Below are 26212 nucleotides of genomic sequence, written 5' to 3'. Positions count from 1 at the left end.
ACATACACTGGTCAGATTCCGGTTGCGGACCGTGGTTTACCAGTAACCCCTGATCTCTTTCCACATGACATCTTCGCAGAGCTGAAAGCAGCAAATCAAGATTCATTGCGACCTCGGTCGTACGACCCTTGACAAACCTTTCAGCAGGAAGAAACCATGGTGAATCTTGCTGGCGCGGAGTCAGCCAGGGGAGGCCGTGAATGACCATCACGGAACAGCCGTCAACATCGCGACTCGAAGCTGATCTCTTCTTATTGCACGCGCCCAGCGTCTATGAATTCCGCGAGCGCGACGACATGCTGTTCGCGTATCTCAGTGACAGCGACAGCGTCAATGTCACCTCGGTCTACGAGATCTATCCCATCGGCTGGTTCTCGATAAAGCAGCGCCTTGCCGACTGCGGGTTCGACACGAAAATCGTCAATGTCGCCTCATTGATGCTGTTGCATCCCGAACTGGACGTCAAGCAACTGCTCGCCCGCTTCGAGGCACCGATCTTCGGGTTCGACCTGCACTGGATGGCGCACTGTCACGGCTCGGTCGAACTCGCGGCCGTGGTGAAGGAAGTGCACCCCGATGCGCTCACCGTCTTCGGCGGCATCTCGGCGACGTACTACGCCGAGGAACTGATCCGGTACCCGAGCGTCGACGTCGTCGTTCAGGGATACGACACCCTCGACCCGGTCACCGCGCTCGTCACCGAGGTCCGGCAGGGCGGCAGGGACTTCCGGTCCATCCCGAACCTGCTGTACAAGGTCGACGGCGAGGTCCAGGTCACCGGCTTCTCGCACACGCCGGACAGCAACTACAACAATGTGCGCAACGACTGGTCGTACTACCGCGAAGCACCCGACGGCGGGCCTTCGGCGTCCAAGCTCATCATGACGCTGCCCAACACCGGATGCGCACACGACTGCGGCTGGTGCGGCGGATCGCGGTTCGCCTACCGCAACATCATGGGTGTCCGCAGGACCCTGGTGCAGAAGGACAACGACCTCGTCGTCGAGGAGCTGCGCACCATGCGCGAGGCCGCGCAGCGCACCTCGATCTACGCGCTCCAGTGCTACTCCGAGAACCGGACGCGGATGCACCAGTATCTCGACGCCGTGAAAGAACTCGGCTACAAGAGCGTCCACTTCGAGCAGTTCAGCCTGACGCCCCTCGACATTCTCAAGAAGATGGGCGACTCGACGGATTCCTACATCATGCTCTCCCCCGAGTCCCACGACCTGAAGATCAGCAAGGCGGCCGGTCGCGGTAACTACACCATGGAGCAGATGGAGGAATGGATTCCACGTGCCCTGGACGCGGGCGTGAAAGGAATCATGATCTGGTTCTTCATCGGCATGCCCCACCAGGACCGGCAGTCGGTGCTGGACACGATCGCGTACTCCGAACGGCTCATCCGCAAGTTCGGTGGCTGGGCCGCCCTTCCTCTCATCTGCCCGATGGTGCCGTTCCTCGACCCGGGCTCCCGGTTCTTCGAAGAACCGGAGAAGCACGGATACCGCATCCACCACCGCACCCTCGAAGAACATCGCCGGGCCATGGTCGAACCCCTGTGGTATCGGCGGCTCAACTACGAGACGCGGTGGCTGAGCAGGCGCCAGCTGCAGGACGTCTCCTACGAGGCGATCACGCGCCTTGTGGAGATCAAGGGTGAGTACGGAGTGCTCCCCACCGGATTCTGCAAGGCCGTTCTCAGGACCATCGAAGAGACCCGGGAACTGCTCGGGGAAATGGAACGAGCGCTCCTGCTCGACCAGAAACTCCCACCCGACCTCCGCGACGCGATCCGGCACTACAACCGCAAGGTCCTCGCCTACACGAACGACCAGATCATGCCGGTCCCCCGGCCGCTCGGCGGCCGCTGGTTCGACGACGCCACCGTCCCGCCCGAGATGATCGAGGACATCCTGGCGACGTCCGCCGCCTCGTCCCCGGTCCGCGGGGCATAGATGGACGCGCCGCCGGGGACCGAGGACGCACCGGCAGACCGCGGGAGGCCCAGGTGCGGATCGCTGTGATCGGTGGCGGCCCCGGCGGGCTGTACTTCAGCGCGCTGGCCCGTCGGCTCGACCCCACGCACGAGATCACCGTCTGGGAGCGGAACGCGCCCGACGAGACGTTCGGGTTCGGTGTGGTGCTCTCCGACCAGGCGCTGAGCGGGATCGAGCGCGCCGATCCGGCGCTCCTGTCCGAGATGCGGCCGCTGCTCGCCCGGTGGGACGACATCGATGTGCACTACCGCGGCACCACGTTCACGGCGGGCGGCAACGGCTTCGCCGCCATGAGCCGCTCCGGGCTGCTCCAGACGCTGCAGCGGCGCTGCGCCCAGCTCGGCGTTCCGGTGCGCTACGGCAGCGAGATCACCGACGTCGACGCCCTTACCGCCGACCATGACGTCGTCGTGGCCGCCGACGGGGCGAACTCCCTCGTCCGGGAGCGGTACGCCGAGACCTTCCGGCCCACGGTGCGCACCGGGACCTGCCGGTACATCTGGCTGGGCACCGACCTGGAACTCGACTCGTTCGAGTTCCACGTCGTCGACACGCCGGGCGGGGCCGCACAGGTGCACGCCTATCCCGACTCCCGTCATGCCAGCACCCTGATCCTGGAGCTCTCCGAAAGCGCCTGGCACGCGGCCGGGTTCGGCACCGCCGCTCCCCCGCGGCTCGCGCCGGGAGAGAGCGACGAACGGTCGATCGGCATCATCGCCGAGCTGTGCAAGGACATCCTCAACGGCCAGAAGCTGTACGGGAACAACTCGCGCTGGCTCCGCTTTCCCACCGTGCGGTGCGACACCTGGCGGCACGGCAACGTCGCGCTCATCGGCGACGCCGCGCACACGGCGCACTTCTCCATCGGCTCGGGCACCAAGCTCGCGATGGAGGACGCGCTGGCCCTCGCCACGAGCCTGCGGGACCAGCCGGGCACAGAGGCGGCGCTCGCCGCGTACGAGGCCGAGCGCCGCCCCGCGGTCGGCTCCCTCCAGCGCGCGGCACAGGCCAGCCGGGAGTGGTTCGAGAACGTCGACCACTACACCCATCAGGAGCCGCAGCAGTTCGCGGTGAACCTCCTGACCCGCAGCCGCCGGGTCTCCTGCACCGGCCTGCGCCGACGCGACCCCGAGTTCACCGCCCGGGCGGAGCGCTGGTTCGCCGAAGCGGCGGGCGGTGAGGCGGGCCGGCCGATGCTCCAGCCGTTCACGCTCGGCCGCCTGGAGCTGGTCAACCGCGTCGTGGTGTCCCCCGACACGAGGGCCCCGACCCGCGACGGTGTGCCGGGGGACCTTCAGCTGGTGCGCCTGGGCGGCGCGGCCCTCGGCGGGGCGGGCCTGGTGCTGGCCGGACCGGTGGCCGTCTCCGCCACGGGCACGGCCGTGCCGGGCGGCGCCGGTCTTCACAGCGGGGAACAGGCGGTCGGGTGGCGGCGGGTGGTGGACTTCGTGCACGCGAACTCGACGGCGAAGATCGGCGTACGACTTGGCCACTACGGCCCCGAGGGCTCGGCCGCGCCCCTGGGCGGGCTGTGTCGCGAGTTCGCCGCCGCGGCCCGGCGCGCCGCCACCGCCGGGTTCGACCTGCCGGATGCCGCCGGGTTCGACCTGCTGGAACTGGACTGCGCCCACGACAGCCTGCTCTCCTCGCGCGAGCGGCTGCGCCACCAGTTCGACGTGTTCGACGCGATCCGCGCCGTGTGGCCCGACGAGCGGCCGCTCAGCGTGCGGATCTCACCGGCGCGGTGGTATCCGCACGGGGTCGGTGCCGACGCGGTGGCCGAGATCGCGAACGAGTTCGCCGCGCACGGCGCGACGGCGGTGCACGTCTGTGCCGGGACGCGGGCCGACCGGGACGTGTACGCGGACCGGATCCGCAACCAGGCAGGGCGCGGAGGCGAGTTCGCGGTCATCGCGGCGGGCTCGCTCGCCGCGGCCGACGTCGACACGCTCGTCCTGGCCGGACGTGCGGACCTGTGCGTCGTGGACCAGCCAACCCTGAACTCTCCCTCGCGCTTCCCGCGCGGGACGCCGGATCGTGCTACTTCACAAGAGTCGTCCTAGCGGAGGAGGATGCCGTGCTCCCTGTCGCAGATCTCGGCCTGCTGCCCGAACGCGCCGCCGAGCACCACGGTGAGACCCCCCTGTGCGCGGACACGCCCTGGATCTCGGCGTGCCGCACCTCGCACACGGTGAGCGACTTCGCGGTCGTGGTCGCGGACTACGCCGACCGGTTGTGGGCGGCCGGAGTGCGGCCCGGCGCGGTCGTCGCGCTGGTCAAGGCCAATCACCTGGACATCCAGGCCATCCAGTGCGCCATCGTCCGCATCGGCGCGCTGCCCGCACTCCTGTCCGTGACGATGGAGCCGACCGATCTCCTGCACTGTCTCAAGGAACTCCAGCAGCCCCATCTCCTGACCGACACCGAAGGCGCCACGGCCCTGCGCCCCTGGCAGGACCACCTCGGCGAGATCGTCACCGGCGTCCTCACGCTCACCCCCGAAGCAGCGCTGACAGGGGCCGTCGCACTCGGTGAGTCGGCACCCCACCAGGTCACCCACCGTCCCGGCACGGACCCGACCCTCATCACGCATTCGTCCGGCACCACCGGGAAACCCAAGCTGCTCGTGCACACGGTGGACTCCCTGTACGCCCACGTGGCTCCCCAGATCAACGTCGTGCAGTCCCTCGACTACGCCGGGATCAGCGCGAAGTGCCTGTCCTTCGTGCATGTGCGGATGTCGACCGGGATCCTCACGGCGCTCAACACGGGAGTGCCGTTCCTCGGCATCTCCTCCCCCGACCTCGCCTCGGTGCGCGCGGCACTCCTGCGCCACCGGCCGCAGACGCTGGAAGCGCAGCCCAACATGTTCCTGCGCTGGGAACCGCTGGCGCGCGAGACACCGAACCCGTTCAGCACGGCCGAGCGCTACATCAGCAGTTTCGACGCCCTGCACCCGCGGACCCTGCGCACGCTCCTGGAAGCGACGGACCATCCCGACCCGACCTTCATCCAGGCGTACGGACAGACCGAGACCGGCCCGGTCACGATCCTCATGACCACGCGGTCCGACATCCGGGAGCCGGGACGGCTCAACTCCCGTGACGTGGGTGTGGCGTTCCCCGGCATGGAGATCCGCGTCGTGGACGACACCGGAGCGGTGCTCCCTGCCGACACACCCGGGCAGATCGAGGTGCGCACCCCCGCCCGGGCCGAATCGATGGTCGGCCGCCCGCCGCTGCCCGACCGGGACAGCTGGTGGCCCATGGCCGACATCGGCGTGCTCCGCCCGGACGGCCACCTGGAGCTCCACGACCGGCAGGTGGACCAGGTGCCCGGCGTGCCCAGCACCCTGCGCGCCGAGGACATCCTGCTCGACGAACTCCCGGACGTCGCCGAGGTCGTGATCGTCGGCAGGGACGGGACGGTCACGGCGGTGGCGGCCACGGTCGACGGCAAACCGGTCGACGAGGGCCGCTGGCAGCACGCCCGCGACAAGGCGGGGCTGCCCAAGGACACCCGGGTCGACTACCGGCCGTGGGAGGAGTTTCCGCTCACCGGCACGATGAAGGTCCGCCGCCATCGGCTGCTCCCGCCCGGGCCCCTCGGATGAGTGGCTCCGCCACGTCGTCGGCATCGGTCTCGCACCGGTTCCTGCCGGCGGAGCGAAGAGCGGCGGCGCTCGTGCTCGGCGCCGCCTTCATGCTGCTCGCCGACACCTCCATCGTGAACGTCGCCATGCCGAGCCTGCAGCGCGACCTCGGGGCGAGCGTGCCGGAGGTGCAGCTGGTGGTCGCGGGCTATGTGGTCGCGTACGCGGTGATGCTCATCACCGGCGGCCGACTCGGCGACCTGTACGGCAGACGGCGGATGTTCATGATCGGTGCCGTGTCCTTCACCCTGGCGAGCCTCGCCTGCGGCCTGGCGCAGGGGCCGGGCCAGCTCATCGCCGCCCGGGTGTGGCAGGGCCTCTCCGCGTCCGTGCTGTTCCCGCAGATCATCGCGACCCTGCACATCGCGATCGCCGCGGCACGGCGCGGGCGGGCGTTCGCGCTCCTCGGCGCGGTGGTGAGCTGCGCGACGATCGCGGGCCCGATCATCGCCGGGCTGCTCATCGCCGCGGATGTCGCCGGATGGGGGTGGCGCCCGATCTTCCTCATCAACATTCCCGTCGGCATCGTCCTGATCGCTCTGGCGCCCCGGATGGTGCCGGCGCACAAGGGGCTGCGGCTGCGGCTCGACTACGCGGGCTCGCTCACCGTCGTCCTGCTGCTGATCGCGCTGTTGGTGCCGCTCACGATCGGCCGTGACCAGGACTGGCCGCTGTGGGGGTGGCTGCTGCTCCTGTGCGCGCCGGTGCTGCTCGTCGTCTTTCTCCGGCTCGAGTCGGCGCTGGAGCGGCAGGGGAAGGTCCCGTTGCTGCGGCCGGGGCTGTGGAGCGATCCGGTTTTCCGGCTGGCCCTGGCCCTGTATCTGGTGTACTTCTCCGCGGTCGTGCCGTTCTTCCTCTATTTCTCCATCACGCTTCAGTACGGCCTCGGTTACGGGGCGCTCGCGGCGGCCGCGGCGATGGCTCCGTACGCGGTGGGCAGCACGATCACTTCGCTGTGGTCGGCGCGTGTCGTGGCCCGGTTCACCGCGCCCCGCACCCTTCTCCTCGGCTGCGCCCTCTGCGTCGTCGGCAGCGCTCTGATGATCGCCACCCTCGGCTGGAACAGCTCGGGACGGCATCTCGGGTGGGCGATGGCGCCGACGATGGTACTCACCGGCCTGGGACTCGGCCTCGTACTCGGGCCGTTGCTGAACTTCGTGATGGCCCGGGTGCGCCATGACGATTCCGGGGCGGTCTCGGGGGCGCTCTCCACCGCGCAGCAGCTCGGTTCCTCGCTGGGTGTGGCGGTGATCGGGCTGGCGTTCTTCCGGGGGTTCCACGGAGATCTGACGGACCTCGACTATGCGCGGCTGCGGACCGACATGATGCTCGGGCTCGTCGTGGTGGTGACGGCTTTCGCCCTCGCGTCCGTGCTCGTGTGGCTCATCGCGCGCGACAGCCGCGCCGACCGTGACAGTCCGGCTTCATGACAGGAAAGGTGGGAGCGTACGTGGACGGATCCTCGCCGTCGGGTGCCCTGACGATGCGGCAGAAGATGCTCGATGTGATCGCCGCGGGCACCACCCCGGTGCCGCCCTATGTCGCGCGCCTGTGCCTGCGGGTCGTCGCGATGGAATGGCGGTCGGGGTTCGTCGCGGTCACCTTCCACATTCCCGATGAGCTGTGTGTGGAACCGGATGTGGCCTTCGGCGGCCATGTCGCCGCAATTCACGATCAGGCCGCCGGGTTCGCGCTGTTCAGCGTCCTGGAGGACGACATGGTGTTCGCCACGACCCAGTTGAACGTGACGTACCTGACGATGACCCGCCCCGGTGACGTACACGTCGAAGCCAGGCTCGACGCGATGGACGAGCGCTCCGCCATGGTGCGTGTCTCGCTCCTGCAGGGCGGAAAGGTGACGAGCGAGTCGGTGGTCACCGAAGCGATCAGAAAAGCCAGGAGATGAGCCGGGTGTGGGTGCGTACGCCCATGACCGAAGGGTCGCTCATGGGCTCCGATGACGAATCGGCGAAGGAGACGAGAATGCCGTGTTGACCGACCGGGATGTGCGGGAGTTGGTGGCGGGCGTCCTGGAACTCGACGTCGACGACGTCGGGATCGACAAGTCGTTCTATGTCGACCTCGACATGGATTCGCTCCACAAGGCGGAATTCGTCGTGGCCCTCGAACGGGCCACGGGAGCGGAGTTCGACCCGGCGGACGCCGCGGAGATGGACAGCGTCGGGGACGTGATGCGGCTGCTCCAGGACCGGCATCAGGTGCCATGAATCCCGCCACCGGCATCGCGAACCCCGTCGAGCTGCTGCTTTGCCACCCCGGCGGTCGGCGCTGCGCCGTGGACCGCCGGGTCGGTGAGGTCTGTTACGCCGACCTGCGGGACGCGGTGACGGACCACGCCGGGAGCCTGCGGGCGGCCGGAGTGCGGCCCGGCTGCCGTGCGGTCGTCGTGTCCGACGACAGCGTCGCGGCGGTCACCGCCGTCCTCGGCCTGTGGTGGCACGGGTGCGTGCCCATCGTGCTGCACCCGATGCTGCGGCCCGCGGAGGTCGGCTTCATCGTGCGGGACAGCGAGGCGGAGTTCGCCGAGCTGTACGTCGCCCCGGCCCAGGAGGAGGCACTGCGCGCCGAGTTGGGCGAGGTCGACGCGGAGCGCCGGACGGCCGGCCACGCCGGGCTGCGCATCGGGCCCGGAGGCGAGCGTGGAGGCCAGGCCCCGCCTCCCCCCGCCCGCTTCCGCGACACCGATGAGCTGCTGGTCCAGTACACCTCCGGCAGCACCGGCAGGCCCCGGGGCGTACGGCACTGTCTGCGGGCGGTGCACGCGGTCCTGCGCGGCGTCGGCAGCATGCTGGCACTCACTCCGGACGACGTCGTCCTGTCCACCGCGAAGCTGTCGTTCGGGTACGGGTTCGGCAACTCGCTGCTCCACCCCTACGCGGCGGGCGCGAGTGCGGTGCTGCTCGACGGGCAGGCGGACGCCTACGGCGTGGCGGCGGCCCTCGACACGTACCGGCCGACCGTGTTGTTCTCCGTGCCGCGCCTCTACGCGGGCCTGCTCACCCTCGCCGAGCAGGGCAAGGCGGTCGAGACCGGATCGCTGCGGCTTGCCGTGGCCACCGGGGAACAGCTGCCGGGTGAACTGGCCACCCGTGTCACCGAGGCGTTCGACGTGCCGCTGCTCAACGGCTTCGGCGCGACCGAGGTCCTGCACACGGTCGTGGCGTCCGCCGTGGGCCAGGGCGAGGCCGCCGGTCCGGGGTCGATCGGCTTCCCGGTCCCCGGGGTGACGGCGACCATCCGCGATGACGACGGCCGACCGGTCGGCGACGGGATCCCCGGCCGTCTGCACCTCACCACGGAGTCGGCCGCGCTCGGCTACCTCAACCGGCCCGACGACACCGCCCGCGCGTTCGCCGACGGCGGCGTCTACACCGGCGACATCGCCTTCCGCGCGCCCGGCGGCGGCCTCTGCCACGTCGGCCGCGCCGACGACATGCTCCTGCTCGGCGGCTACAAGATCGCACCGGCCGAGATCGAGCACGTGGTCCGGGCCGTCGCCGAGGTCACCGACTGCGCGGTCGTGGGCGGCACGGACGCCACCGGGCTCGAACAGGCCACGGTGTACGTCGTGGCGCGGGACCCGGCCCGCCCGGACGAGGCCCGCAAGGCGGTGCGGGCGGCGCTGCGCGCCGACTTGGCACCGTTCAAGAGGCCGTCCCGGGTGGAGATCATCGACCGGCTCCCCGTCACCGCCAACGGCAAGCTGGCCCGCTTCCGGCTGCGCCACCGGCCCGGCGGCCCCTTCGGCACCCCGGAGGGCGGGACATGAGCTGGGAGATCAGCGGCATGAGCGCGATCTGCGCGCTCGGCGACACCGTCGGCGGAATCCATGGCGCCCTGTGCTCCGGGCAGTCCGGCCCGGCACCGCTCTCGACGTTCGACCCGTCCAAGTACCGCGCGGGCGCCGCCTACGAAGTGCCGGACCGGGCGCGCCCCGGTGTGGACGAACCGCTGCGGGCGACCCGCTGGCTCGTCCGTGTCGTCCGGGAGGCCCTGGCCGACGCGGGCCTGCCGGAACCGGATCCCGGCCTGCCGGTCCTGGTCGGGACCACGCACCGGGAGATGCGGACCGCCGAACTCTGGTGGCGCCGCGAGGGCACCCTCTCCCCCACGGACCTGCACTTCACCTCGGCGCTGCGGGCCGCCTTCGGCCTGTACCACGTGCAGACGATCGCCAGCGCCTGCGCGGCCTCGCTGTACGGACTGGGGATGGCCACGGACCTGATCGCCCTCGGCGAGGCGGACACCGTGGTGGTGGCGGGCACCGACTCCATCACCGAGAGCTCCTTCGGCGGGTTCGACCGGATCCAGTTCCCGCCGCCGGACACCATCCGCGCGTTCGACCGGTCCCGGCGCGGCATGATCATGGGTGAGGGCGCGGTGGCGGTGGTACTCCGGCGCGCCGGAACGAGCCCCGGCCGCGTCCACGGGCTGGTCCGGGGTGTGAGCATGAACTGCGACGCGTCCCATCCGACGGCACCGGACGCCGCGGGGATCGTCCGCGCGATCGAGGAGGCGCACGAGCGCGCGTCGGTCGCCGCTGAGGACATCGGCCTGGTGATCGTGCACGGGAGCGGCACGCCGCAGAGCGACCTGGCCGAGGCGGTCGCGCTCAGGGACGTGTTCAAGGCCGCCGATCCCGGACCGCTCGTCACCGCGATCAAGGGCGGCATGGGCCACGTCTCCGGCGGCGCCGGGCTCCTGAACCTCGTCGTGGCCCTTGAGTCGATCCGTTCCCGGACCGTGCCTCCGATCAGCGATCTCACCGACCCGATCGAGGAGGCACGAGAGCTGCGGTTGGTGTCCGGTCGGCCCGCCGCGGGGCCGCCCGGCACCGCGCAGGTGCACGCCGTCGGCATGGGCGGGATCAACGCTGTGGCGATCGTGGAAGGGGCATCGCGGTGAGTGATCGGGGGATCGTGCGGACCGCCGTCACCGGTGTGGGCTGGGCCGTCGCGGGCCCCGGCTTCGACCCGGTGACCGCGCTTGCCGGGCGGGGCATGCGGCACAAGGACCGGGCGTCGCGGTTCGCGGTGCGGGCGGCGCGGCGGGCGCTCGAGGACGCCGGGCTGCTCGGCGCGCCCGAGCTCGGCGGTGCGGCGGTGGTCGTCTCCAGCAACTTCGGGAACCTGGACCCGGTGTGCGACACCGTCACGACGCTCACCGCCGACGGCAGTACGGACATCAGCCCGATGCGCGTACCGCAGCTGTCGAGCGCCGTGTCGGCGGCCTGGATCGCGCTCGACCACGGCATCCGCGGCCCGAATCTGACGCTGTGCAACGGCGCTTCGAGCGGCCTCGACGCCGTGGCCGCGGCCCGGAACCTGATCGCGGCGGGCCGGGCCACGGCGGCCCTGGTGATCGGCGTGGAGCCGGACAGCCCGGCGGTGGCCAGACTGCACCAGGAGACCGGCGGCAGCAGGTGGGTCGACGGGGCCGTGGGCCTGGTGATCGAGCCCGTGCGGCACGCCGTGCGCCGCGGTGCGCGGATCCGCGCGGAGATCGGCGGATACGGCAGGGCGGGCGACGAGCGGTCGGCCGTGCGGGCGGCGGGCGCCACGGCGGTCCTGCGGCGCCTGGACGGTGAGCCGACCGCGCGGTTCGGGCGGTGCTCGGGCGCCCTGGGCGTGGTGCAGTGCGCGCTGGCCGTGGAGCGGCTGGACGGTGAGGCGGTGCTCGCCGTCGCGGGTACCGGGACCGCGGAGGGTGACGGGGCATCGGTCTCGGCGCTGGTCCTCAGGCCCGCTCGGGGGAGGGACACATGAACACGTGCGCAAGGGACCGACGTGTCGTCATCACCGGCCTGGGCGCGATCTCCTGCCTGGGCACCGGTGTCGCCGCGCACTGGGACGGCCTGCTCGCGGGCGGCGGGAAGCCCGCCGAGGTGCCGCTGCCGCACCTCAACATGCGTACGACGAAGATGTATCTGGTCGACCGGGCGGAGGTGCCCGCCGAACCGGCCGTCCACGCCGGGGTGGAGCTGGGGAGCAGCCCGCGCCTCGCGGTCGCCGCGGCCGAGCAGGCGCTCGCCGACGCCGGGGTGGAGCAGGGGGCGCGCGTCGCCGTTCCCGTGGTGCTCGGCGTGGAGCTGGGCAACGCGGACATGCAGGAGACACAGCGCAGCGCGGGCCGGACGGCGTGGACGACGCTGACCCCGGCGGCCGCTGTCGTGGGAGCGGAGATCGGCTCGCGGGCGGCGTCGACCAGTGTGGGGAACGCCTGCTCGGCCAGTGGTTACGCGCTCACGATCGGCTTGGACATGATCCGCGCGGGTGAGGCGACCACGGTCCTCGTCGGTGGGGCCGAGGGGGTCACTCGGGCCGGGATCGGCGCGTTCAACCGGCTGGGGGCCGCGGATCCGGTGCGCTGCCGGCCGTTCGACCGGAACCGGGCGGGCACGATGTTCGGCGACGGCTCGGCCATGATCGTGCTGGAGGCGGCCGAGCACGCCCGGCGGCGCGGCGCCGAGCCGTACGCCGAGCTGGCCGGTGCGGCCTGGAGTTGTGACGCGTACCATCCGACGGCCCCCGATCCGTCGGGCGACCAGGTCGTCCGCGCCATGACCGAGGCACTGGCCGACGCGGGCCTGAGCAGCTCCGAGGTGGGCTGTGTCATTCCCCATGGGACGGGGACGCCGCTCAACGACGTGGTGGAGAGCCAGGCGCTGCACCGGGTGTTCGGCGGGCGGACGCGGACGCTGCCGCTCTTCTCGCTCAAGGCGATGATCGGGCACACGACCGGTGCGGCGGGCGCGTTCGCCTGCCTCACGGCGACGCTCATGCTGCGCCACCGGACGAGCCCGGCGAACACCCCGATCGACCAGGATCCGGAGTGTGACGTGTGGGTTCCGCAGGACCGTCCGGTGCCGCTCGCGGCGCCCGCGGTCCTGGTCAACACGTACGCGTTCGGCGGCAACAACACGTCTCTCGTCGTCAGGGACGTGGCCGGGAAGGGTGCGGAGGGGGCGCCGTGAGCACCGGTGAACTGGCCGTCGTGGGCCTGGGGATGGTGGCGCCGGGGGTATCCGGGGCCGAGGGGGCGCTGGCTCCGGCCGAGGTGGCGGTTCCGGGCTGGTTCCGGGCCGAGGTCGCGCTGCCCGGGCGGGGCTACCGGCGGCTGCCCGACGCGTGCAAGTACCTGCTCGCCGCGTCGAGGCTGGCGGTCGGCGACGCCGGGGACCGGTTCGCGCGGACCGAGCGGAACCTCCGGGCGGCGGTGGTGGCCGTCAACAACACCGGCGCCGCGCTGCTGGAGGAGCTGGACCACATCATCATGCGGGAGGGCGCCGACGAGATGTCCCCGTCCAGCAGCCCCTTCATCGCCATGAGTTCGTTCGCGAGCAGGCTGTCGATGGAGCATGACATCACCGGCTTCAACCTCACCGTCAACTCCCCCGTCACCGCCGGTCTTGAGGCGTTGCGGATAGCGGCCCGCGCGGTCGCCGCGGGCCGGGCCCGGGCGGTCCTGGTGGGCGCCGTCGAGGAGGCGCTGTCTCCGGCCCAGTCGACCGGCCCGCGCTCGGAGGCGGGCGCCGCGGTGCTGCAGTGCGAGGCCGTCGCGGGCACGGACGCGCGCTATGGCACGTGCCGGGCGCGCGGCGCGTTCCTGGTTCCCGGCGCGGTGGCGAGCGAGGTCGACGCCGTCTTCGGGCCGTTGGTGGGCGTCGACCCGCCGGGCCGGATCGACGCCGTCCTCGACGACTCGGCGGTGGGGGCGGCGGCCGCCCGGTGGCTGGACCGTCTGGGCGGCGCGTGCGACGTCGTCGTCGTGCCGTCCCCGGCGCAGGCGGGCTGCCTCGTCCCGTTGCGGCGCGTCCTCGGCCTGTTCGCGCAGGAGCACCCGGCCCCCACCCGGCGCGCGGTCCTGGCGGCGTCCGCCCAGGGCACTCTCGCGTGGGCCGAGATGACCGTCGCGCCCCACCGCGCCGGGCAACCGGGCGTGCGCACTGAACCGAGGGCCTGACCGTCCCGGCTCCGCTCAGCAGGGAGGAAATCGATGTTCGTTCCCCTCAAGGGATCCTGGGCCTTGATACTCGGCGTCTCCAGCGGCATGGGCAAGGAGACCGCGCGCGCCCTGGCCGACGCGGGCTGCAACATCATCGGGGTGCACTTCGACCTGGCCGAGGGGCAGCAGCGAGCGCGGGAGTACGCCGAGTCGCTGGGTGAACTCGGCGTGCAGGCGCACTTCTTCAATCGCAACGTCGCGGCGAGACAGGCCCGCGCGGAGCTCGTCCCCGTCATCCGTGACCTGACGTCCGGCGCCGGGACCCGGGTCGTCCTGCACTCGGTCGCCTACGGGACGCTGACGTCGCTCCTGCCGGCGCGGGGCGGCCAGGAGGAAGAGAGCGCGGAGGTCACACCCAAGCAGCTCTCGATGACGGTCGATGTCATGGGGCACAGCCTCGTGTACTGGATCCAGGACCTGGTGCGGGCGGCGTTGCTGCCGCGCGGGGCGAAGGTCTTCGCCATGACCAGCGCGGGCGGGACCCGGGTCCTTCCCGGCTACGCGCCCGTGTCGGCGGCGAAGGCGACGCTGGAGGCCCACGTCCGCGACCTGGCGGTGGAACTCGCGCCCCACGGCGTGGCGGTGAACGCGATCCGGGCGGGCACCACGATCACCCCGGCGCTGCGGAAGATCCCGGGCAGCGAGAAGCTGATCGCCCACTGCCGGGAGATCAACCCCGGCGGCCGCCTGACGCGTCCCGAGGACGTGGCCGAGGCGATCGTCACCCTGTCCTCGTCCGACGCGTCGTGGCTCACCGGGAACGTCATCGGAGTCGACGGCGGCGAAGCCCTCGTCGTCTGAGCCACGACCGAGTCGCCCGAACCACGATCGAGTCGTCCGAACCGCGATCGAAAGGAGAGCCGCACCATGGCGGACCACCGGACAGCCGGAGTCGACCTCGAGGACCTGCGCGCGCTGATCGCCGAAGAGCTCGAACTCCCCGTCGAAGAAGTGACCGACGAGGCCCATCTGAAGAACGACCTCGACGTGGACTCCCTGACCGCGATGGAGGTCGCCGTCCAGATCGAGAAGAAGTACCGCATCAAGATCGACGAGGAGGAGATTCCGTCCCTCACCTCGCTGACGGCCATTCACCGGATCGTCACCACCAAGGTCGAGGCGACCTGATGGCCGACGGGGAAAGGCCGGTCGCGGTCGTCACCGGCGGATCGCGCGGCATCGGACGGGCCGTCGTGCTGCGCCTCGCGGCCGACGGCTTCGACGTGGCGTTCTGTTATCTGTCGAGCCAGAGGAAGGCGGACGAGGTCGCGGCCGAGGCACGCCTCACGGGAGCGCGGGTGCTCGCCCGCAGGACCGATGTCTCCCTCGCGGGCCAGGCCGAGCACCTCGTGTCCGATGCGGAGGCCGAACTCGGCCCCCTGGCGGCGGTGGTGGCCAATGCCGGTGTCGTACGTGACCGGCAGCTGGCCCGGATGGGCCACGACGAGTGGGACACGGTGGTCCGCACGAATCTCGACGGCACGTTCCACATCTGCCGTGCCGCGGCGCGCTCGCTGATGCGCCACGACAGCGGCACCATCGTCACGATCTCCTCGGTGGCGGGCATCTACGGCAATGTCGGACAGTCGAACTACGCGGCGTCGAAGGCCGGGATCATCGGGTTCACCCGGTCGATCGCGAAGGAACTCGGCCGGTTCGGGGTGCGGGCCAACTGCGTGGCGCCCGGCATGATCACGACGGACATGACCGACGACCTCGGCGAGGCGAAGCGCAAGGAGCAGCTCGACAGGATCCCGCTGCGCCGTCCCGGCACCCCCGACGAGGTCGCCGATCTGGTGTCCTTCCTGGTGTCCCGCCGTGCCGCCTACATCACGGGGCAGGTCCTCGGAGTCGATGGTGGCTTCTCGCTCTGACGCCCCGGCTACTGGAACAGCTCGAAGGAGACGTGCGGGGACAGCGCGCGCAGGAAGTCCTCCGCGTCGAAGAGCTCACCCGCCGACGCGACGCCGGTCGTCCTGGTCCTCCCGGTCAGGACGCGCTCGACCGCCTCCACGGCGAGGGGCGCGCTGACGGCGTAGATGTCCTGGCCCCGGGCCACAGCGCGGCGTTCCTCGGCGCCGGAGCGCACGACGACGTCGAGGAGGAAGGTCTGCGCGGAGCGCCCGCTGTCGTCGACCGGGGCGGGCGCCGGTGTGTCCGGGGCCGCGAGGTCCCGGACGGCCTCGACCGTCATGTAGCCGCGCACCTCGGGCACGGGCAGATGGCTGGAGATGGTGACGGCGTCGGCCATCGTGAACTCCCCGATGACGGCCCGGGTGCCCATCGGGTCGGGGAAGTCCCACTTCAGGGTGGGTGCTTCGTCGTCGCGGTACTCCAGGCTCCCGTTCGTGTAGAGGACGCGGCGGCTGTCGCGGCGCTCCCGGGAGACCGCGCCCGCGGTGCGCGTCCCGGCGGTGGGGTGCCAGCTGCTCAGGCCGTACGCGATGTGCACCTCGTCGGCCGCCTCCCAGTCGCCGAGTGCCGCGGTGGCCAGCAGGTCGCCGAGGCCGCCGTAGAAGGCCATGGCAGGCACGATCACCGCTCCCTCGGCGCGGGCCCGGTCCGCGTACCGCGCGAACGTGTCGACGTTGGCCTCGATCTCGGCCGCCACGTCCACGTACGGGATGCCCGCGCGCAGCGCCGCCTCGATGAGCGGGGCGGCCGTCGTGGCGAAGGGTCCGGCGCAGTTGATCACGGCGGCCGTGCCCACGAGCGCGCGGTCGAGGGAGTCCGCGTCGTCGACCGTCGCCGGGCGGGTCTCCAGCCCCTTGTGCGCCGCGGCCAGGTCGCGCAGCTTGTCCGCGTCGCGGCCGGACAGGACCGGCACGAACCCGCGCTCCCTCAACCGCGCGACCACGAACCGCCCGGTGTGCCCGTACGCGCCGAACACCAGCACCCGCTGTCCCGTACCCATGACCTCGACCTCTCCCCGTTGCCTGTGTGCTCTGAGTTATCAGAGTTCTCTGAGTTCCTTGAGCGGCTCACTACGTTCTCCGTGTGATCCACTACGGCCATCCTGGCGGTCGCGGACGGCCACGACGAGTGTCCGGAACGACGTGACCCGTACAATTTCCGACATGGGAAGTGTCGCGCTGGCCGTCACCGACGGCATGATGCCGTTCGAACTGTCCGTGGCGTACGAGGTGTTCGGCTCCGCTCCGCCGAGCGTGCCGGGGCCGTGGTACGACCTCGCTGTCTGCGGTCGGGGCGCGGTGCGGGTCGGCCGGTTCACGCTGGAGCCCGACGAGGGTCTCGACCGGATCCTGCGCGCCGACACCGTGATCGTCCCCGCCTGGGCGGACGTCGACGTCGCCCCACCCGCCGACCTGGTCGACACGGTGCGCGCGGCCCATGAGGCGGGCGCGCGCGTGGCGTCCCTGTGCACGGGCGCGTTCGTGCTGGCCGCCGCCGGGCTCCTGGACCACAAGCGCGCGACGACGCACTGGGCGCACACCGAGGTCCTCGCCGGGCGCTATCCGGAGGTGGAGGTCGACGCGGACGTCCTGTACGTGGACAGCGGGAGCGTGCTCACCTCGGCGGGCAAGGCCGCGGCCCTTGATCTGTGCCTGCACCTGGTCCGCCTCGACCACGGTTCGTCGACGGCCAACGCCGTCGCCCGCCGCCTGGTCGTGCCGCCCCACCGGGACGGCGGCCAGGCCCAGTTCGTCGCCACGCCGGTGCCCACCCGGTCCCAGCATCCGCTCGCCGCCCTCTTCGCCTGGGCGATGGAGCGGCTCGACCAGCCGCTGACCGTGGAGGACCTGGCGCGGCAGGCGCGGATGAGCTCGCGCCATCTGACCCGGCAGTTCCGGGCGGCGACCGGCACGACTCCGCTGCAGTGGTTGCTCACGCAACGGATCCACCGCGCCCAGGAGTTGCTGGAGACGACCGGCGACAGCGTCGACGCCGTCGCCGAGGCCACCGGCATGGGCACGGCCACGACGCTGCGTCGCCACTTCAACCGGACGGTCGGCGTGCCGCCGGACACGTACCGCCGTACGTTCCGCGCGCGGTCCGGCGCCGACCCGGGCGCCTGAGGTTCAGGGCTGCCGGCCGACGAAGCAGAGGAACGCGGTCTGCGCGTCGGCGCCCGGCGGCACAGGTACCTTCGGGCCGAACGCCCAGGGCTGGCGCAGCGCCTCGTCCATGGGCTCTAGGTGCGCGTGGACGTGGGCGACCACTTCGGCGTCGAGGCGTTCGTCGCCGCCGGTGGCGCGGGCCAGGTCCCAGGTGTGGATGAGGACGTCCTCCGGCAGGGACTCGACGATGTCGGCGAACGGCATGGGTCCGGCGAAGGTGGGCATCTCAGCGCGCAGGCAGTCGGGGTCGTCGATCGCGGCCGTGAGTCCGGCGCCGATCTCCTTCCAGGCGGCGTGCAGATCGGCGTCCGCGTCGAGTTCGGGCAGGGCGCCCATCTCGGCGACGGCGACGCCGTGCAGCGGCTGGGGCTCGGCTCCGCGCACGGTGGCGAGGATGCGCCGGGCCTCGTTGATCACGTGGGCGGCGATGTCGCGGGCGCTCCAGGCGGGGCAGGGGCTCGGGGAGTCCCATCTGTCGGCCGGTACGGCGGCGATGCGGTCGGCGAATCCGTCGGCGGTGCGCCGGAATCGGTCGGCCGGTGCGGACAGAGGCATGGCTGTCTCCTTGTGCGTGTGTGTGTGGGGGGGGGGAGGGTGCGGCACGGGCCGCAGTGGGTCGCGGGAGGGCAGGACCGGCGGGCAGAGCCGGGTCCGGGGTGGTCAGGACCAGGCGGGCAGGGCCAGGGGCTTGCCGGTCTCCAGGTACGTCTTGAGGTGGGAGAGGACCATGGACCAGCCGCCCGCGACGGCGCTCCGCTCGGCGTCGTCGCGCAGGTTCTCGTGCGTGACGGTGAGCTGGACGGTGCCGCCGAACGGCTTCAGGTCGACGGTCACGGTCGAGGGGCCCTCGGGGCGTTCCTCGTCCGGGACCGCCCAGGTGAGGACGAGGCGCTCGGGCCGGGTGTGCTCGACCACGGTGCCGACGACGTCGGCGACGCCGCTGCCGTCGGTGCGGCGGTGCTCCCACGCAGAGCCGGGGCGCCAGTCCGAGATGTTGCTGTGCCCCCAGTAGACGGCGGACGTGTCGGCGTCGGTCAGGGCGTGCCACACCTGGTCCGGGGTGGCCTCGATGTAGGTGGTGTGGCTGAACGACTGCTGGGTGGTCATGGCGTGCTCGGCTTTCTGTGTGCGTTTGTGTGTGCGTGCGTTTGTGTGTGCGGCCGCCCCGGGTCGGGGCGTACGAACGTGTCGATCCACCGCTCCTGCACTTCGTGAAGCGGTACGGAAAAAGGGGGGGGCGGGCGCTCTACCCGGCGCGTGCGGCCGGACCGCTCGGCGTCGACGGCTCATCCCGTCCGGCTCAGCTCCCTCACTCTCGATTATGCAAGCATTTACTTGCATGTCAAGCGTGACCAGTGCGTACAGCGGCGGCGGGAGCGGGGACCTCCCCTGTGGGCGGCCGGATCGGCACACGTACCATCCCGGGACAGGACGACGTCGCCGGACCCTAGGAGCACCGCCATCCGCGCCAGCCAGGCCATCCACCCGTTCCGCATCGACATCCCCCAGGACGCCCTGGACGATCTCCACGGCCGCCTCGACCGGACCCGCTGGCCCGACGAACTGCCCGGCGTGGGCTGGGACTACGGCATCCCGCGCGGCTACCTCAAGGAGCTGGCGCACTACTGGCGGCACACGTACGACTGGCGGGCGGCGGAGTCACGGCTGAACCAGTGGCCGCAGTTCACCACCGAGATCGACGGGGCCACCGTCCACTTCGCCCATGTCCGCTCCCCCGAGCCCACCGCGACGCCGCTCCTGATGTCGCACGGCTGGCCGGGGTCGATCGCCGAGTTCATCGAGGTCGCAGGGCCGCTCACCGACCCGCGCGGGCACGGCGGCGACCCGGCCGACGCCTTCCACCTGGTCCTGCCGTGCATCCCCGGATTCGGCTTCTCGGGCCCCACTCGGGACACGGGGTGGGAGTTCCAGCGGGTGGCCGCCGCGTTCGGCGAGCTGATGGAGCGCCTCGGCTACGACCGGTACGGGGTCCAGGGCGGCGACTGGGGCGCGGGCATCACGCGCGAGCTGGGCCGGATCCGACCGGACCGCGTCATCGGCGTCCATCTGAACCTGCTGCCGAACTCGACCCCCACCCAGGAACCCGCCGCGGACGAACTCCAAGCCCTCAGCGCGGCCGAGCGCGAGCGCACGCTGGCGTCGTGGGCACGCTTCCAGGCGTGGAGCCGGGACCGGCAGGGCTACGCGGACATCCAGTCGACCCGCCCGCAGACCCTGGCGTACGGCCTGACGGATTCACCGGTGGGTCAACTGGCCTGGATCGCGGAGAAGTTCAAGGAGTGGACCGACTCCCGGGACCGCCCGGAGGACGCCGTCGACCGCGATCAGCTGCTCACCAACGTGATGCTCTACTGGCTCACCGGCACGGCCGGGTCGGCGGCCCGCATCTACTACGAGCGGGCGCACGCCGAGTACCAGGGTGTCCCGCCGCGGCCCTCGCCGACGCCGACGGCGCTGGCCGTCTTCCCGCACGACAACTTCATCCCGCTGCGCCACATCGCGGACCGGACCAACAACATCGTGCAGTGGACGACCCATGACCGGGGCGGGCACTTCCCGGCGATGGAACAGCCGCGACTCCTCGTCGACGACGTGCGGCGGTTCTTCAGGACGCTGCGGGCGCTGGCGGGCGAAGGGCGCTGAGACGACTGTCCCAGCACCCGCCGCCTCACGTGTTTCGGCTGTCGGTCGGTCCTACGCCCCGGACGTGCCGGGCTTTCCGCCGATGGACTCCTGACAGATGTCCGCGTAGGTGCGCGATTCCTTGATCAGGCCGTCGCAGAACGCAGCGACGTCGTCGCCGATGAGTTCCAGAACTCCCTTTCCGGCCGCGACGCCGCCTTCGAAGAAATCGACGATCCCGGGGAGCAGGGGCCCGTCGGGCAATCCGACCGGGCCCACCTTGAAGAAGTACTTCTGCATCTCTTTGTAGACGATCTGGTAGTCGGGTGGGAGCGCCTTGACTCGCGCCATGTGCGCTCGCCACTCCTTCTTGCCCTCGATCATGTCCTGGATTCCCACGTCAGCCTCCCAGCCGGCCCAATTTCCTCGCGACGTTCCGGTTCAACTGCTCGCGCCACCGGTCCCGATGGTCCCGAGACCCTTCTCCGCCGGCCAGCGCCGCACAGAAGCCCTGGATGTCGTCGCCGAGGACCTCGCGAACGCTCTGCCCGTCCCCCGCCGTTTCCTCCAGCAGCCCCAGGACGCCGTCGAGGATCGGCATCAGGTTGCGGCCCGTGAAGTCCCCGTAGGGGGTGAGGTGCAGCTTGATCTGCCCCCACGCTTCCTGATATTCGGGCGGCAGCGCCTTGGCCCGGGCCTCGAACGCCTTGTATTCCCTGCTGAGATCGCTGCCGGTGATGGTTTCCCAGAAAGTCATCTCCCGCCCTCCTTGAGCTTGTCGATGCGCGAGGAGAGGTACTGCCATTTCACCCAGAACCTCCCGAGTTCTTCGCGGCCCGCGTCGTTGAGCGCATAGAACTTGCGCGGCGGACCCATCCCCGACGGCTTTTTCGTCACCTGGACGAGCCCGTTCTTCTCCAGGCGCAGCAAGATGGTGTAGACGGTCCCCTCGACGACGTCGGTGAAGCCGAGTTCGTTCAACCGACGCGTGATGGCGTACCCGTAGGTCTCCTCGACGCTGATGATTTCGAGCACGCAGCCCTCGAGCGTGCCCTTCAACATCTCCGTCAGGTCGTCCATCGCGGGCCTCCCCTCCGATCCCCCGGTACTGCGTAGTACCGAGTACCACTACACGGTATCACCGAGTAGCTGGGGTGGTCGCGTTCAGAGATCGAGTACGGCGCGGAGCGCGTTGTCGACGAGGGACTGCTGCTCGGGGCCGATGTTGCCGAGCAGCGTGCCCGTCTCGAACCGGGACGCGGAGAGCTGCAGGACGTTGACCGCGACGACCGAGGCGTCGACCGGAGCGGTCAGGCGCACGCTCATCGCGGTGTCGGGGTGCACGGCGGGAGCGTGCAGGACCAGGGCGACGACAGCCCCGTAGGCCTCGGCGAGGCCGTCGAGGCTGACGACGAGCACCGTCCGGCTTCCCTTGCCGGTGTCGATGTCCCAGACGTCGCCCTTGCCGATCGTCACAGGGAGTCGCCCTCGCCGTCGAGGTCGAGCGGGGCGAGGAGGGCGAGCTTGCGGCCCGCGTCGAGCGTCATCTGTCGGCGCACGGCGCGCAGGATGTAGTCGTTCAGCGACGGCGCATCGGCCGCGGCGTCGCGCAGCGGCTGGTCCATCGCGTCGGGGATCCGCAGGGTGATGGCAGTCATGACGTCAAATGTAGTGGCACGGGTGACGTCACGACAGGGCTCCGGATGTCGCGTGGGGAGTTCCGCGTGCTCCCTCTCAGCCGAACCGCAGAATCCGCGGCGCGAAGGTGCCCTCGGGCCCTGCCGCCCTGCCGACCGCCCACACCGTCGCCGTGCCCGGGACCGCCGCGAGGCGCAGCGCCGCGGAGTCGCCCTCCCCCGGCACCACCGGTTCGCTGTGTTCGGTGAAGGACTGACCGTTCCAGGCGAGGAAGTCCGGCCCGGGGATCAGCGGCGGAGTGCTCCCCGGCGGGCCCCACTTCAGCGAGCGGGCCACCGCGACCCAGCCCAGCTCGCCGGACGCGGTGGGCGCCAGGGAGGTGATCCCGCCGAAGTTGGTCGGCATTGCCACTCGGTGCCACGACTGGCCGTCGAAGCGCGCCAGCAGGGGCGGAATGGGTCGGCCCGGCGGGCCGCCGACGAACCCGGCCGTGCCGCCCGCCCACACCTCGGTCGGCGACACCGCAAGGACGCTGCCCACGGCCGACCGCGGGAACCCGTCGACGCGCGTCTGCTGCCACGCCTTACCGTCCCAGTGCGACACGGCCGCGCTGTCGTCGGCGGCGCCCGCGGCCCACACGTCGTCGGCCGCCTTGACGTGCAGGCCGTACACGATTCCCTGCGGGACCGGCATGTCCTGCCACCCGCGTCCGTCCCAGCGCAGGAGTGCCTGCCCGCCGCCGTCGCGGCCACCGAGCAGCCAGGTCTCGCCGCCGCCCGCGACGACCTTGGAGAGGCCGACCCCGCGCGGCGGTCGGCTGTCGCGCCAGGAGCTGCCGTCGAAGCGGAGCAGACGGCTGCCGCCCGCCGCGTCGCGGCCGACGGCCCAGGCCGCGGTCGGCGAGGTCCCGGCGATGGAGAGCAGCTCGCCCTGCCAGCGGATCCCGGGCAGGCTCTGGCGCTGCCACGCGGTGCCGTCCCAGCGCAGCACCAGCGGGAAGCCCGGCGCCTCACGGCCGACGGCGTCGGCGCCCACCGCCCAGGCCCGGTCCGGGCCGAACGCCACGGCTTCGTTCAGGGCGGTCTGCGGGCGCAGTTGTGCCGGGACCGGAACGTGCTGCCAGGACGGTGCTTCCGCCGCGGCCGAGCTCATGACGGCCGCGACGGTCATGGCGACCGCGAGGGCCGCGACGAGGAGTCGGCGGGCCACGGTCTGTCTCGGTCCCATGGTCTGTCTCGGTCCCATGGTCGGTCTCGGTGCCATGGTCGGTCTCGGTGCCATGGTCAGCCTCCCAGCCGCTCGCTCATCAAATTCGGTTTCGAGCCGTAGATCTCGACGGTCCCGATGGAAAGCAGCGTGGACCCGGCCCTCGCCAGTGCCCGGGGTTTGACGTCGATCGCGTCGGTGCGTTCCGGACCGCGGGTGAAGGTGGTGCGGCGGCCGTCCACGCGGGCGTACTTCGACTGGAACGCGCGGTCGCTGCGCACCTGCACCCACAGCGCGCCGTCCGGGCCGCGCACCATGTCCTCGGTGTAGGTGTCGCCCAGGGGCGGGTAGGTGGTGCGCCAGGCGTGGCCGTTCCAGGTCGTCACGTAGGTGCGGGCCACGCCGTCGGTGTACTGGCTGCCGCCGATCGTGACGCGGCCTGAGCGTTCGGGCAGGATCGTGTGCACGTTGCTGTTCGGCGGCAGCGGCACCTCCGCGTACCGCCACCCCGTGCCGTCGTGGCGCAGGACGGTCCGCTCGCCGGTGCGGGTGCTCGCCCAGGCCCAGACGTCGGTGGAGGTGCGCGCCGTGACGCCCATCAGGAACAGCACGTCGTCCGGAGTGGACTCCGTGGTCCAGCGGGAACCGTCGTAGTGCAGCACCTTGAGGCCGTCGCTGTCCTCACCGACCACCCAGGCGCCGCCCGGTACGGCGGTGAAGTCCTGGTAGACCCACAGGGTCTGCGGCAGCGGGACGGCGCTCCACTCGCCCGCCGCCGACCGGCGCAGGATCTCGCCCTCCCCCGCGCGGTTGTGGAAGATCCACACCTCGTCGCCGACGAACTGCGCCTTGCCGAGCCAGCCCGGCTCACCGGCGCCGGGGAAGGTGGCGTCCCGGCTCCACTTCGCGCCGTCCCACCGGTACAGCATCGGCTTCAGGTCGCCGAACTCGCCCTCGTAGCCCGTCGCCCACGCCTCGCGCGGCCCGCGGGCGGCGAGGTCCTTCACGGTCACCGGCGGCGCGGCGGCCGGTACGGGCAGCGCCTCCCAGCCCGGCGTCGCCGCCGCGGCGCGTGGCACGGGCGCGGCCGGCGACACCACCGCGGCACACGCGAGCACGAGGCAGACCAGGAGCGCACGGAGACCGTTCACGAGACCCCCCAGGACGTGAAGGTCGCAGAGCCTATGGGCGTTGCCCTCCCGTGAACAGACGGCATTCGGCCATCACGGTTCCCTTTGAGGGCCCGTGGCTCCAGGAGTGCCGCCGCGGCGCGCTAGCGGCGCCCGCCGCACTCCCAGTCATGGACCTCGACGGCCGCGTACCGGTCCCCGGTCAGGACGGCCCGTGCCGTGTCCGCGTCCGGGGCCCGGAGCAGCACCGCCGTACCCAGCCAGGCGGCGCCGTCGTCGGAGAGGAGCGGTCCGTACGCGATCAGGTCGTCCCGGTCGGACGGCACATCGGTGTCGGCGGCCGGTCCCGAGCCCAGGCCGAGGACCAAGTACCGGTTGCCGCCGGTCAGTCCGCCGGGGAAGTCCCACATCGTGCGTCCCAGGAGGTTGCGCCAGCGGCGCAGCAGCACGTCCCGGTACCCACCGGCCTGGTAGGTGGGCTCGTCGAAGGCGAACGCGCGGGCCGAGACGGCGTCCGGGGCGTCGACGATGTGCACGCTGCCGGTGGGCGTCTCGCCGTCGGCGGCGAAGGTCGGGCCGCGCGCGATCAGCTGCTTCGCGAAACCGTCCATGTAGGACCAGTGCTCCTCCTGCAGCTCCTCCCGCAGAGGGAGGGAGTCGGGCCGGTCTCGGTGGTAGCAGAAGAACTCCATGGTCGAAGACTCTCCCACCGTACGACGTCGGCTCAACTCCCTTTACCGACGGCGGCTGCCCCGCGCGTCAGCCCGTCGTCCAGGGCCTGAGCTTCTCCGGGTTCCGTACGGCCCAGATGTGCTTGATGCGGTCCCCGACGACCTCGAACGCGAACACCCCGATGGTGGCGCCGTCCTGCTGCGCCACCAGGCCGGGCCGACCGTTGACCGTACGTTCCAGGATGACCAGGTCCGGCACCCGGCCGACGATGCCGATCAGGCCGTGGGCGATCTGCTCGCCGCCCGCCACCGGGTGGAGCGAGGCGGCGACGCGGCCGCCGCCGTCGCCGGTCGCCAGGGCGTCGGGGTCGAGGAGGCCGATGAGGGCGGTCAGGTCCTTGGACTCCCACGCCTGCTTGAAGTCCCTGACGATGTCCGCCTGTTGGGCCGCCGGGGTCACGGCAGGCGCCGATGCGCGGACCCGGCGCCGGGCCGACGAGGCCAGCTGACGGCATGCCGCCGGGGTCCGGCCGACGATGTCGGCCACCTCGGCGAAGGAGTAGCGGAAGACGTCGTGGAGGATGAACGCGACGCGTTCGGCCGGGGTCATCGACTCCAGGACCACGAGGAACGCCATGGTGATCGACTCGTCGAGGGTGACCCGGTCCGCCGGGTCGGCGGTGGCCGTGGCGGCGCCCGACTGCCCGTCGACCCACTCCGCGCGGCCGGGCAGCGGCTCGGGGATCCACTCGCCCACGTAGCTCTCCCTCCTGACCCGTGCCGAGCGGAGCAGGTCGAGGCAGATGCGGCTCGCGACCTTCGTCAGCCAGCCCCCGGGCGACGCGATGGCGTCCTGCTGCCGCGGGGACATGGTGTACCAGCGGGCGTACGTCTCCTGCACCACGTCCTCGGCGTCGGCCAGCGAGCCGAGAAGCCGGTAGGCGACACCGATCAGCTGCCGCCGCTCGCTCATGATCGCGTCGAGGCCCGGGCCGAGCAGGCCGGGGCCGGATGCGGAAGGGGTGGTCATGGTGCGGTGGGCTCCCTCGGTCGCGTGCGCTGTCACTCCTACGACGAGCCAGGCCCGCGAAATGTGAGATCGGCGTGTCGGATGGGGAGCCGGCTCACATCTCGCCGGGCTGTGTCGTCGGTGGGGTGTCGCGGCGAC

At 71.4% G+C, this 26212-nt stretch carries 28 protein-coding genes; 16 read left to right on the top strand and 12 right to left on the bottom strand.

Annotation, left to right across the window (positions count from 1 at the left end):
• The first annotated feature begins 200 nt into the window (after positions 1–200).
• The 14 genes from ACZ6AA_RS30135 (at position 201) to fabG (ending at position 15551) form a co-directional block, all read left to right on the top strand.
• Complete coding sequence (locus ACZ6AA_RS30135) at positions 201–1958, top strand: B12-binding domain-containing radical SAM protein (RefSeq protein ID WP_471461125.1); 1758 nt, start codon at positions 201–203, stop codon at positions 1956–1958.
• Between the two features lie 53 nt (positions 1959–2011).
• Positions 2012–4063, top strand: a complete 2052-nt coding sequence (locus tag ACZ6AA_RS30130) for an oxidoreductase (RefSeq protein ID WP_471461122.1) — start codon at positions 2012–2014, stop codon at positions 4061–4063.
• A 14-nt stretch (positions 4064–4077) separates the two neighbouring features.
• Entirely contained in the window at positions 4078–5613 is a 1536-nt protein-coding gene (locus ACZ6AA_RS30125) for a class I adenylate-forming enzyme family protein (protein WP_471461119.1), read from the top strand.
• On the top strand, positions 5610–7082 hold the full coding sequence (locus ACZ6AA_RS30120; RefSeq protein ID WP_468456905.1) for an MFS transporter: 1473 nt from the start codon (positions 5610–5612) through the stop codon (positions 7080–7082). The genes ACZ6AA_RS30125 and ACZ6AA_RS30120 overlap by 4 nt, the downstream gene beginning before the upstream one ends.
• A 53-nt stretch (positions 7083–7135) precedes the next feature.
• A complete protein-coding gene (locus ACZ6AA_RS30115) occupies positions 7136–7558 on the top strand; it encodes a PaaI family thioesterase (RefSeq protein WP_468456903.1) in 423 nt (140 codons plus the stop codon).
• An 82-nt stretch (positions 7559–7640) separates the two neighbouring features.
• Positions 7641–7880: an acyl carrier protein gene (locus tag ACZ6AA_RS30110; protein ID WP_468456901.1), complete on the top strand. Its 240-nt coding sequence runs from the start codon at positions 7641–7643 to the stop codon at positions 7878–7880.
• Complete coding sequence (locus ACZ6AA_RS30105) at positions 7877–9442, top strand: class I adenylate-forming enzyme family protein (protein ID WP_471461110.1); 1566 nt, start codon at positions 7877–7879, stop codon at positions 9440–9442. Before ACZ6AA_RS30110 ends, ACZ6AA_RS30105 begins: the two co-directional genes overlap by 4 nt.
• Complete coding sequence (locus tag ACZ6AA_RS30100) at positions 9439–10578, top strand: beta-ketoacyl-[acyl-carrier-protein] synthase family protein (RefSeq protein ID WP_471461106.1); 1140 nt, start codon at positions 9439–9441, stop codon at positions 10576–10578. Before ACZ6AA_RS30105 ends, ACZ6AA_RS30100 begins: the two co-directional genes overlap by 4 nt.
• Complete coding sequence (locus ACZ6AA_RS30095; protein ID WP_471461105.1) at positions 10575–11438, top strand: beta-ketoacyl synthase N-terminal-like domain-containing protein; 864 nt, start codon at positions 10575–10577, stop codon at positions 11436–11438. Before ACZ6AA_RS30100 ends, ACZ6AA_RS30095 begins: the two co-directional genes overlap by 4 nt.
• Complete coding sequence (locus ACZ6AA_RS30090) at positions 11435–12646, top strand: beta-ketoacyl-[acyl-carrier-protein] synthase family protein (protein ID WP_471461104.1); 1212 nt, start codon at positions 11435–11437, stop codon at positions 12644–12646. Before ACZ6AA_RS30095 ends, ACZ6AA_RS30090 begins: the two co-directional genes overlap by 4 nt.
• On the top strand, positions 12643–13635 hold the full coding sequence (locus tag ACZ6AA_RS30085; RefSeq protein ID WP_471461103.1) for a beta-ketoacyl synthase N-terminal-like domain-containing protein: 993 nt from the start codon (positions 12643–12645) through the stop codon (positions 13633–13635). Before ACZ6AA_RS30090 ends, ACZ6AA_RS30085 begins: the two co-directional genes overlap by 4 nt.
• A 33-nt stretch (positions 13636–13668) precedes the next feature.
• A complete protein-coding gene (locus tag ACZ6AA_RS30080; protein WP_468456889.1) occupies positions 13669–14478 on the top strand; it encodes an SDR family oxidoreductase in 810 nt (269 codons plus the stop codon).
• A 66-nt stretch (positions 14479–14544) separates the two neighbouring features.
• Complete coding sequence (locus ACZ6AA_RS30075) at positions 14545–14805, top strand: acyl carrier protein (RefSeq protein ID WP_468456887.1); 261 nt, start codon at positions 14545–14547, stop codon at positions 14803–14805.
• Positions 14805–15551: a 3-oxoacyl-ACP reductase FabG gene (fabG, locus tag ACZ6AA_RS30070; protein ID WP_471461098.1), complete on the top strand. Its 747-nt coding sequence runs from the start codon at positions 14805–14807 to the stop codon at positions 15549–15551. The genes ACZ6AA_RS30075 and fabG overlap by 1 nt, the downstream gene beginning before the upstream one ends.
• An 8-nt stretch (positions 15552–15559) precedes the next feature.
• On the opposite strand, the gene ACZ6AA_RS30065 is transcribed toward fabG, so the two are convergent.
• Positions 15560–16591, bottom strand: a complete 1032-nt coding sequence (locus ACZ6AA_RS30065) for a saccharopine dehydrogenase family protein (protein WP_471461095.1) — start codon at positions 16589–16591, stop codon at positions 15560–15562.
• Between the two features lie 163 nt (positions 16592–16754).
• Here ACZ6AA_RS30065 and ACZ6AA_RS30060 point away from each other — a divergent pair, with 163 nt between their 5' ends.
• On the top strand, positions 16755–17714 hold the full coding sequence (locus ACZ6AA_RS30060) for a helix-turn-helix domain-containing protein (RefSeq protein ID WP_468456879.1): 960 nt from the start codon (positions 16755–16757) through the stop codon (positions 17712–17714).
• Positions 17715–17717: 3 nt separating this feature from the next.
• Here the strand turns inward: ACZ6AA_RS30060 and ACZ6AA_RS30055 are convergent, their stop codons facing one another.
• Both ACZ6AA_RS30055 and ACZ6AA_RS30050 read right to left on the bottom strand, forming a co-directional pair.
• On the bottom strand, positions 17718–18311 hold the full coding sequence (locus tag ACZ6AA_RS30055) for a TIGR03086 family metal-binding protein (protein WP_468456877.1): 594 nt from the start codon (positions 18309–18311) through the stop codon (positions 17718–17720).
• Between the two features lie 105 nt (positions 18312–18416).
• Complete coding sequence (locus ACZ6AA_RS30050) at positions 18417–18863, bottom strand: SRPBCC family protein (protein ID WP_468456875.1); 447 nt, start codon at positions 18861–18863, stop codon at positions 18417–18419.
• A gap of 354 nt (positions 18864–19217) precedes the next feature.
• Here ACZ6AA_RS30050 and ACZ6AA_RS30045 point away from each other — a divergent pair, with 354 nt between their 5' ends.
• The gene (locus tag ACZ6AA_RS30045; protein WP_471461403.1) at positions 19218–20420 is read left to right on the top strand and encodes an epoxide hydrolase family protein; all 1203 of its coding nucleotides are present in this window, start codon (positions 19218–19220) and stop codon (positions 20418–20420) included.
• Between the two features lie 51 nt (positions 20421–20471).
• On the opposite strand, the gene ACZ6AA_RS30040 is transcribed toward ACZ6AA_RS30045, so the two are convergent.
• From ACZ6AA_RS30040 to sigJ, 9 genes are all read right to left on the bottom strand, one after another.
• On the bottom strand, positions 20472–20798 hold the full coding sequence (locus tag ACZ6AA_RS30040) for a DUF1048 domain-containing protein (protein WP_468481405.1): 327 nt from the start codon (positions 20796–20798) through the stop codon (positions 20472–20474).
• A 1-nt stretch (position 20799) separates the two neighbouring features.
• A complete protein-coding gene (locus ACZ6AA_RS30035; protein WP_471461087.1) occupies positions 20800–21156 on the bottom strand; it encodes a DUF1048 domain-containing protein in 357 nt (118 codons plus the stop codon).
• Positions 21153–21479, bottom strand: coding sequence for a PadR family transcriptional regulator (locus ACZ6AA_RS30030; RefSeq protein ID WP_468481404.1), 327 nt, complete (start codon positions 21477–21479; stop codon positions 21153–21155). The genes ACZ6AA_RS30035 and ACZ6AA_RS30030 overlap by 4 nt, the downstream gene beginning before the upstream one ends.
• Positions 21480–21563: 84 nt before the next feature.
• Positions 21564–21875, bottom strand: coding sequence for a hypothetical protein (locus ACZ6AA_RS30025; protein WP_468456868.1), 312 nt, complete (start codon positions 21873–21875; stop codon positions 21564–21566).
• Entirely contained in the window at positions 21872–22057 is a 186-nt protein-coding gene (locus tag ACZ6AA_RS30020) for a hypothetical protein (protein WP_385708244.1), read from the bottom strand. Before ACZ6AA_RS30020 ends, ACZ6AA_RS30025 begins: the two co-directional genes overlap by 4 nt.
• Positions 22058–22133: 76 nt before the next feature.
• The gene (locus tag ACZ6AA_RS30015; RefSeq protein WP_468481403.1) at positions 22134–23264 is read right to left on the bottom strand and encodes a hypothetical protein; all 1131 of its coding nucleotides are present in this window, start codon (positions 23262–23264) and stop codon (positions 22134–22136) included.
• Between the two features lie 56 nt (positions 23265–23320).
• A complete protein-coding gene (locus tag ACZ6AA_RS30010) occupies positions 23321–24394 on the bottom strand; it encodes a hypothetical protein (RefSeq protein WP_468456864.1) in 1074 nt (357 codons plus the stop codon).
• 122 nt (positions 24395–24516) lie between these two features.
• Positions 24517–25065 carry a YciI family protein gene (locus ACZ6AA_RS30005; protein WP_468456862.1) on the bottom strand — a complete coding sequence of 183 codons (549 nt, stop codon included), beginning with the start codon at positions 25063–25065 and terminating at the stop codon, positions 24517–24519.
• A 67-nt stretch (positions 25066–25132) separates the two neighbouring features.
• Positions 25133–26074, bottom strand: a complete 942-nt coding sequence (gene sigJ, locus ACZ6AA_RS30000; RefSeq protein ID WP_468481401.1) for an RNA polymerase sigma factor SigJ — start codon at positions 26072–26074, stop codon at positions 25133–25135.
• Positions 26075–26212 lie beyond the last annotated feature (138 nt).

The organism is Streptomyces sp. NPDC040610, assembly GCF_055594065.1.
This window is presented reverse-complemented; position numbering and strand designations above follow the sequence as displayed.

Bases quoted from the DNA above. Each gene is read 5' to 3' on its own strand.
- ACZ6AA_RS30135 (WP_471461125.1), top strand. From the start codon at position 201: ATGACCATCACGGAACAGCCGTCAACATCGCGACTCGAAGCTGATCTC.
- ACZ6AA_RS30120 (WP_468456905.1), top strand. From the start codon at position 5,610: ATGAGTGGCTCCGCCACGTCGTCGGCATCGGTCTCGCACCGGTTCCTG.
- ACZ6AA_RS30115 (WP_468456903.1), top strand. From the start codon at position 7,136: ATGCGGCAGAAGATGCTCGATGTGATCGCCGCGGGCACCACCCCGGTG.
- ACZ6AA_RS30105 (WP_471461110.1), top strand. From the start codon at position 7,877: ATGAATCCCGCCACCGGCATCGCGAACCCCGTCGAGCTGCTGCTTTGC.
- ACZ6AA_RS30100 (WP_471461106.1), top strand. From the start codon at position 9,439: ATGAGCTGGGAGATCAGCGGCATGAGCGCGATCTGCGCGCTCGGCGAC.
- ACZ6AA_RS30090 (WP_471461104.1), top strand. From the start codon at position 11,435: ATGAACACGTGCGCAAGGGACCGACGTGTCGTCATCACCGGCCTGGGC.
- ACZ6AA_RS30080 (WP_468456889.1), top strand. From the start codon at position 13,669: ATGTTCGTTCCCCTCAAGGGATCCTGGGCCTTGATACTCGGCGTCTCC.
- ACZ6AA_RS30075 (WP_468456887.1), top strand. From the start codon at position 14,545: ATGGCGGACCACCGGACAGCCGGAGTCGACCTCGAGGACCTGCGCGCG.
- fabG (WP_471461098.1), top strand. From the start codon at position 14,805: ATGGCCGACGGGGAAAGGCCGGTCGCGGTCGTCACCGGCGGATCGCGC.
- ACZ6AA_RS30065 (WP_471461095.1), bottom strand. From the start codon at position 16,591: ATGGGTACGGGACAGCGGGTGCTGGTGTTCGGCGCGTACGGGCACACC.
- ACZ6AA_RS30060 (WP_468456879.1), top strand. From the start codon at position 16,755: ATGGGAAGTGTCGCGCTGGCCGTCACCGACGGCATGATGCCGTTCGAA.
- ACZ6AA_RS30055 (WP_468456877.1), bottom strand. From the start codon at position 18,311: ATGCCTCTGTCCGCACCGGCCGACCGATTCCGGCGCACCGCCGACGGA.
- ACZ6AA_RS30050 (WP_468456875.1), bottom strand. From the start codon at position 18,863: ATGACCACCCAGCAGTCGTTCAGCCACACCACCTACATCGAGGCCACC.
- ACZ6AA_RS30035 (WP_471461087.1), bottom strand. From the start codon at position 21,156: ATGACTTTCTGGGAAACCATCACCGGCAGCGATCTCAGCAGGGAATAC.
- ACZ6AA_RS30030 (WP_468481404.1), bottom strand. From the start codon at position 21,479: ATGGACGACCTGACGGAGATGTTGAAGGGCACGCTCGAGGGCTGCGTG.
- ACZ6AA_RS30020 (WP_385708244.1), bottom strand. From the start codon at position 22,057: ATGACTGCCATCACCCTGCGGATCCCCGACGCGATGGACCAGCCGCTG.
- ACZ6AA_RS30015 (WP_468481403.1), bottom strand. From the start codon at position 23,264: ATGGGACCGAGACAGACCGTGGCCCGCCGACTCCTCGTCGCGGCCCTC.
- ACZ6AA_RS30005 (WP_468456862.1), bottom strand. From the start codon at position 25,065: ATGGAGTTCTTCTGCTACCACCGAGACCGGCCCGACTCCCTCCCTCTG.
- sigJ (WP_468481401.1), bottom strand. From the start codon at position 26,074: ATGACCACCCCTTCCGCATCCGGCCCCGGCCTGCTCGGCCCGGGCCTC.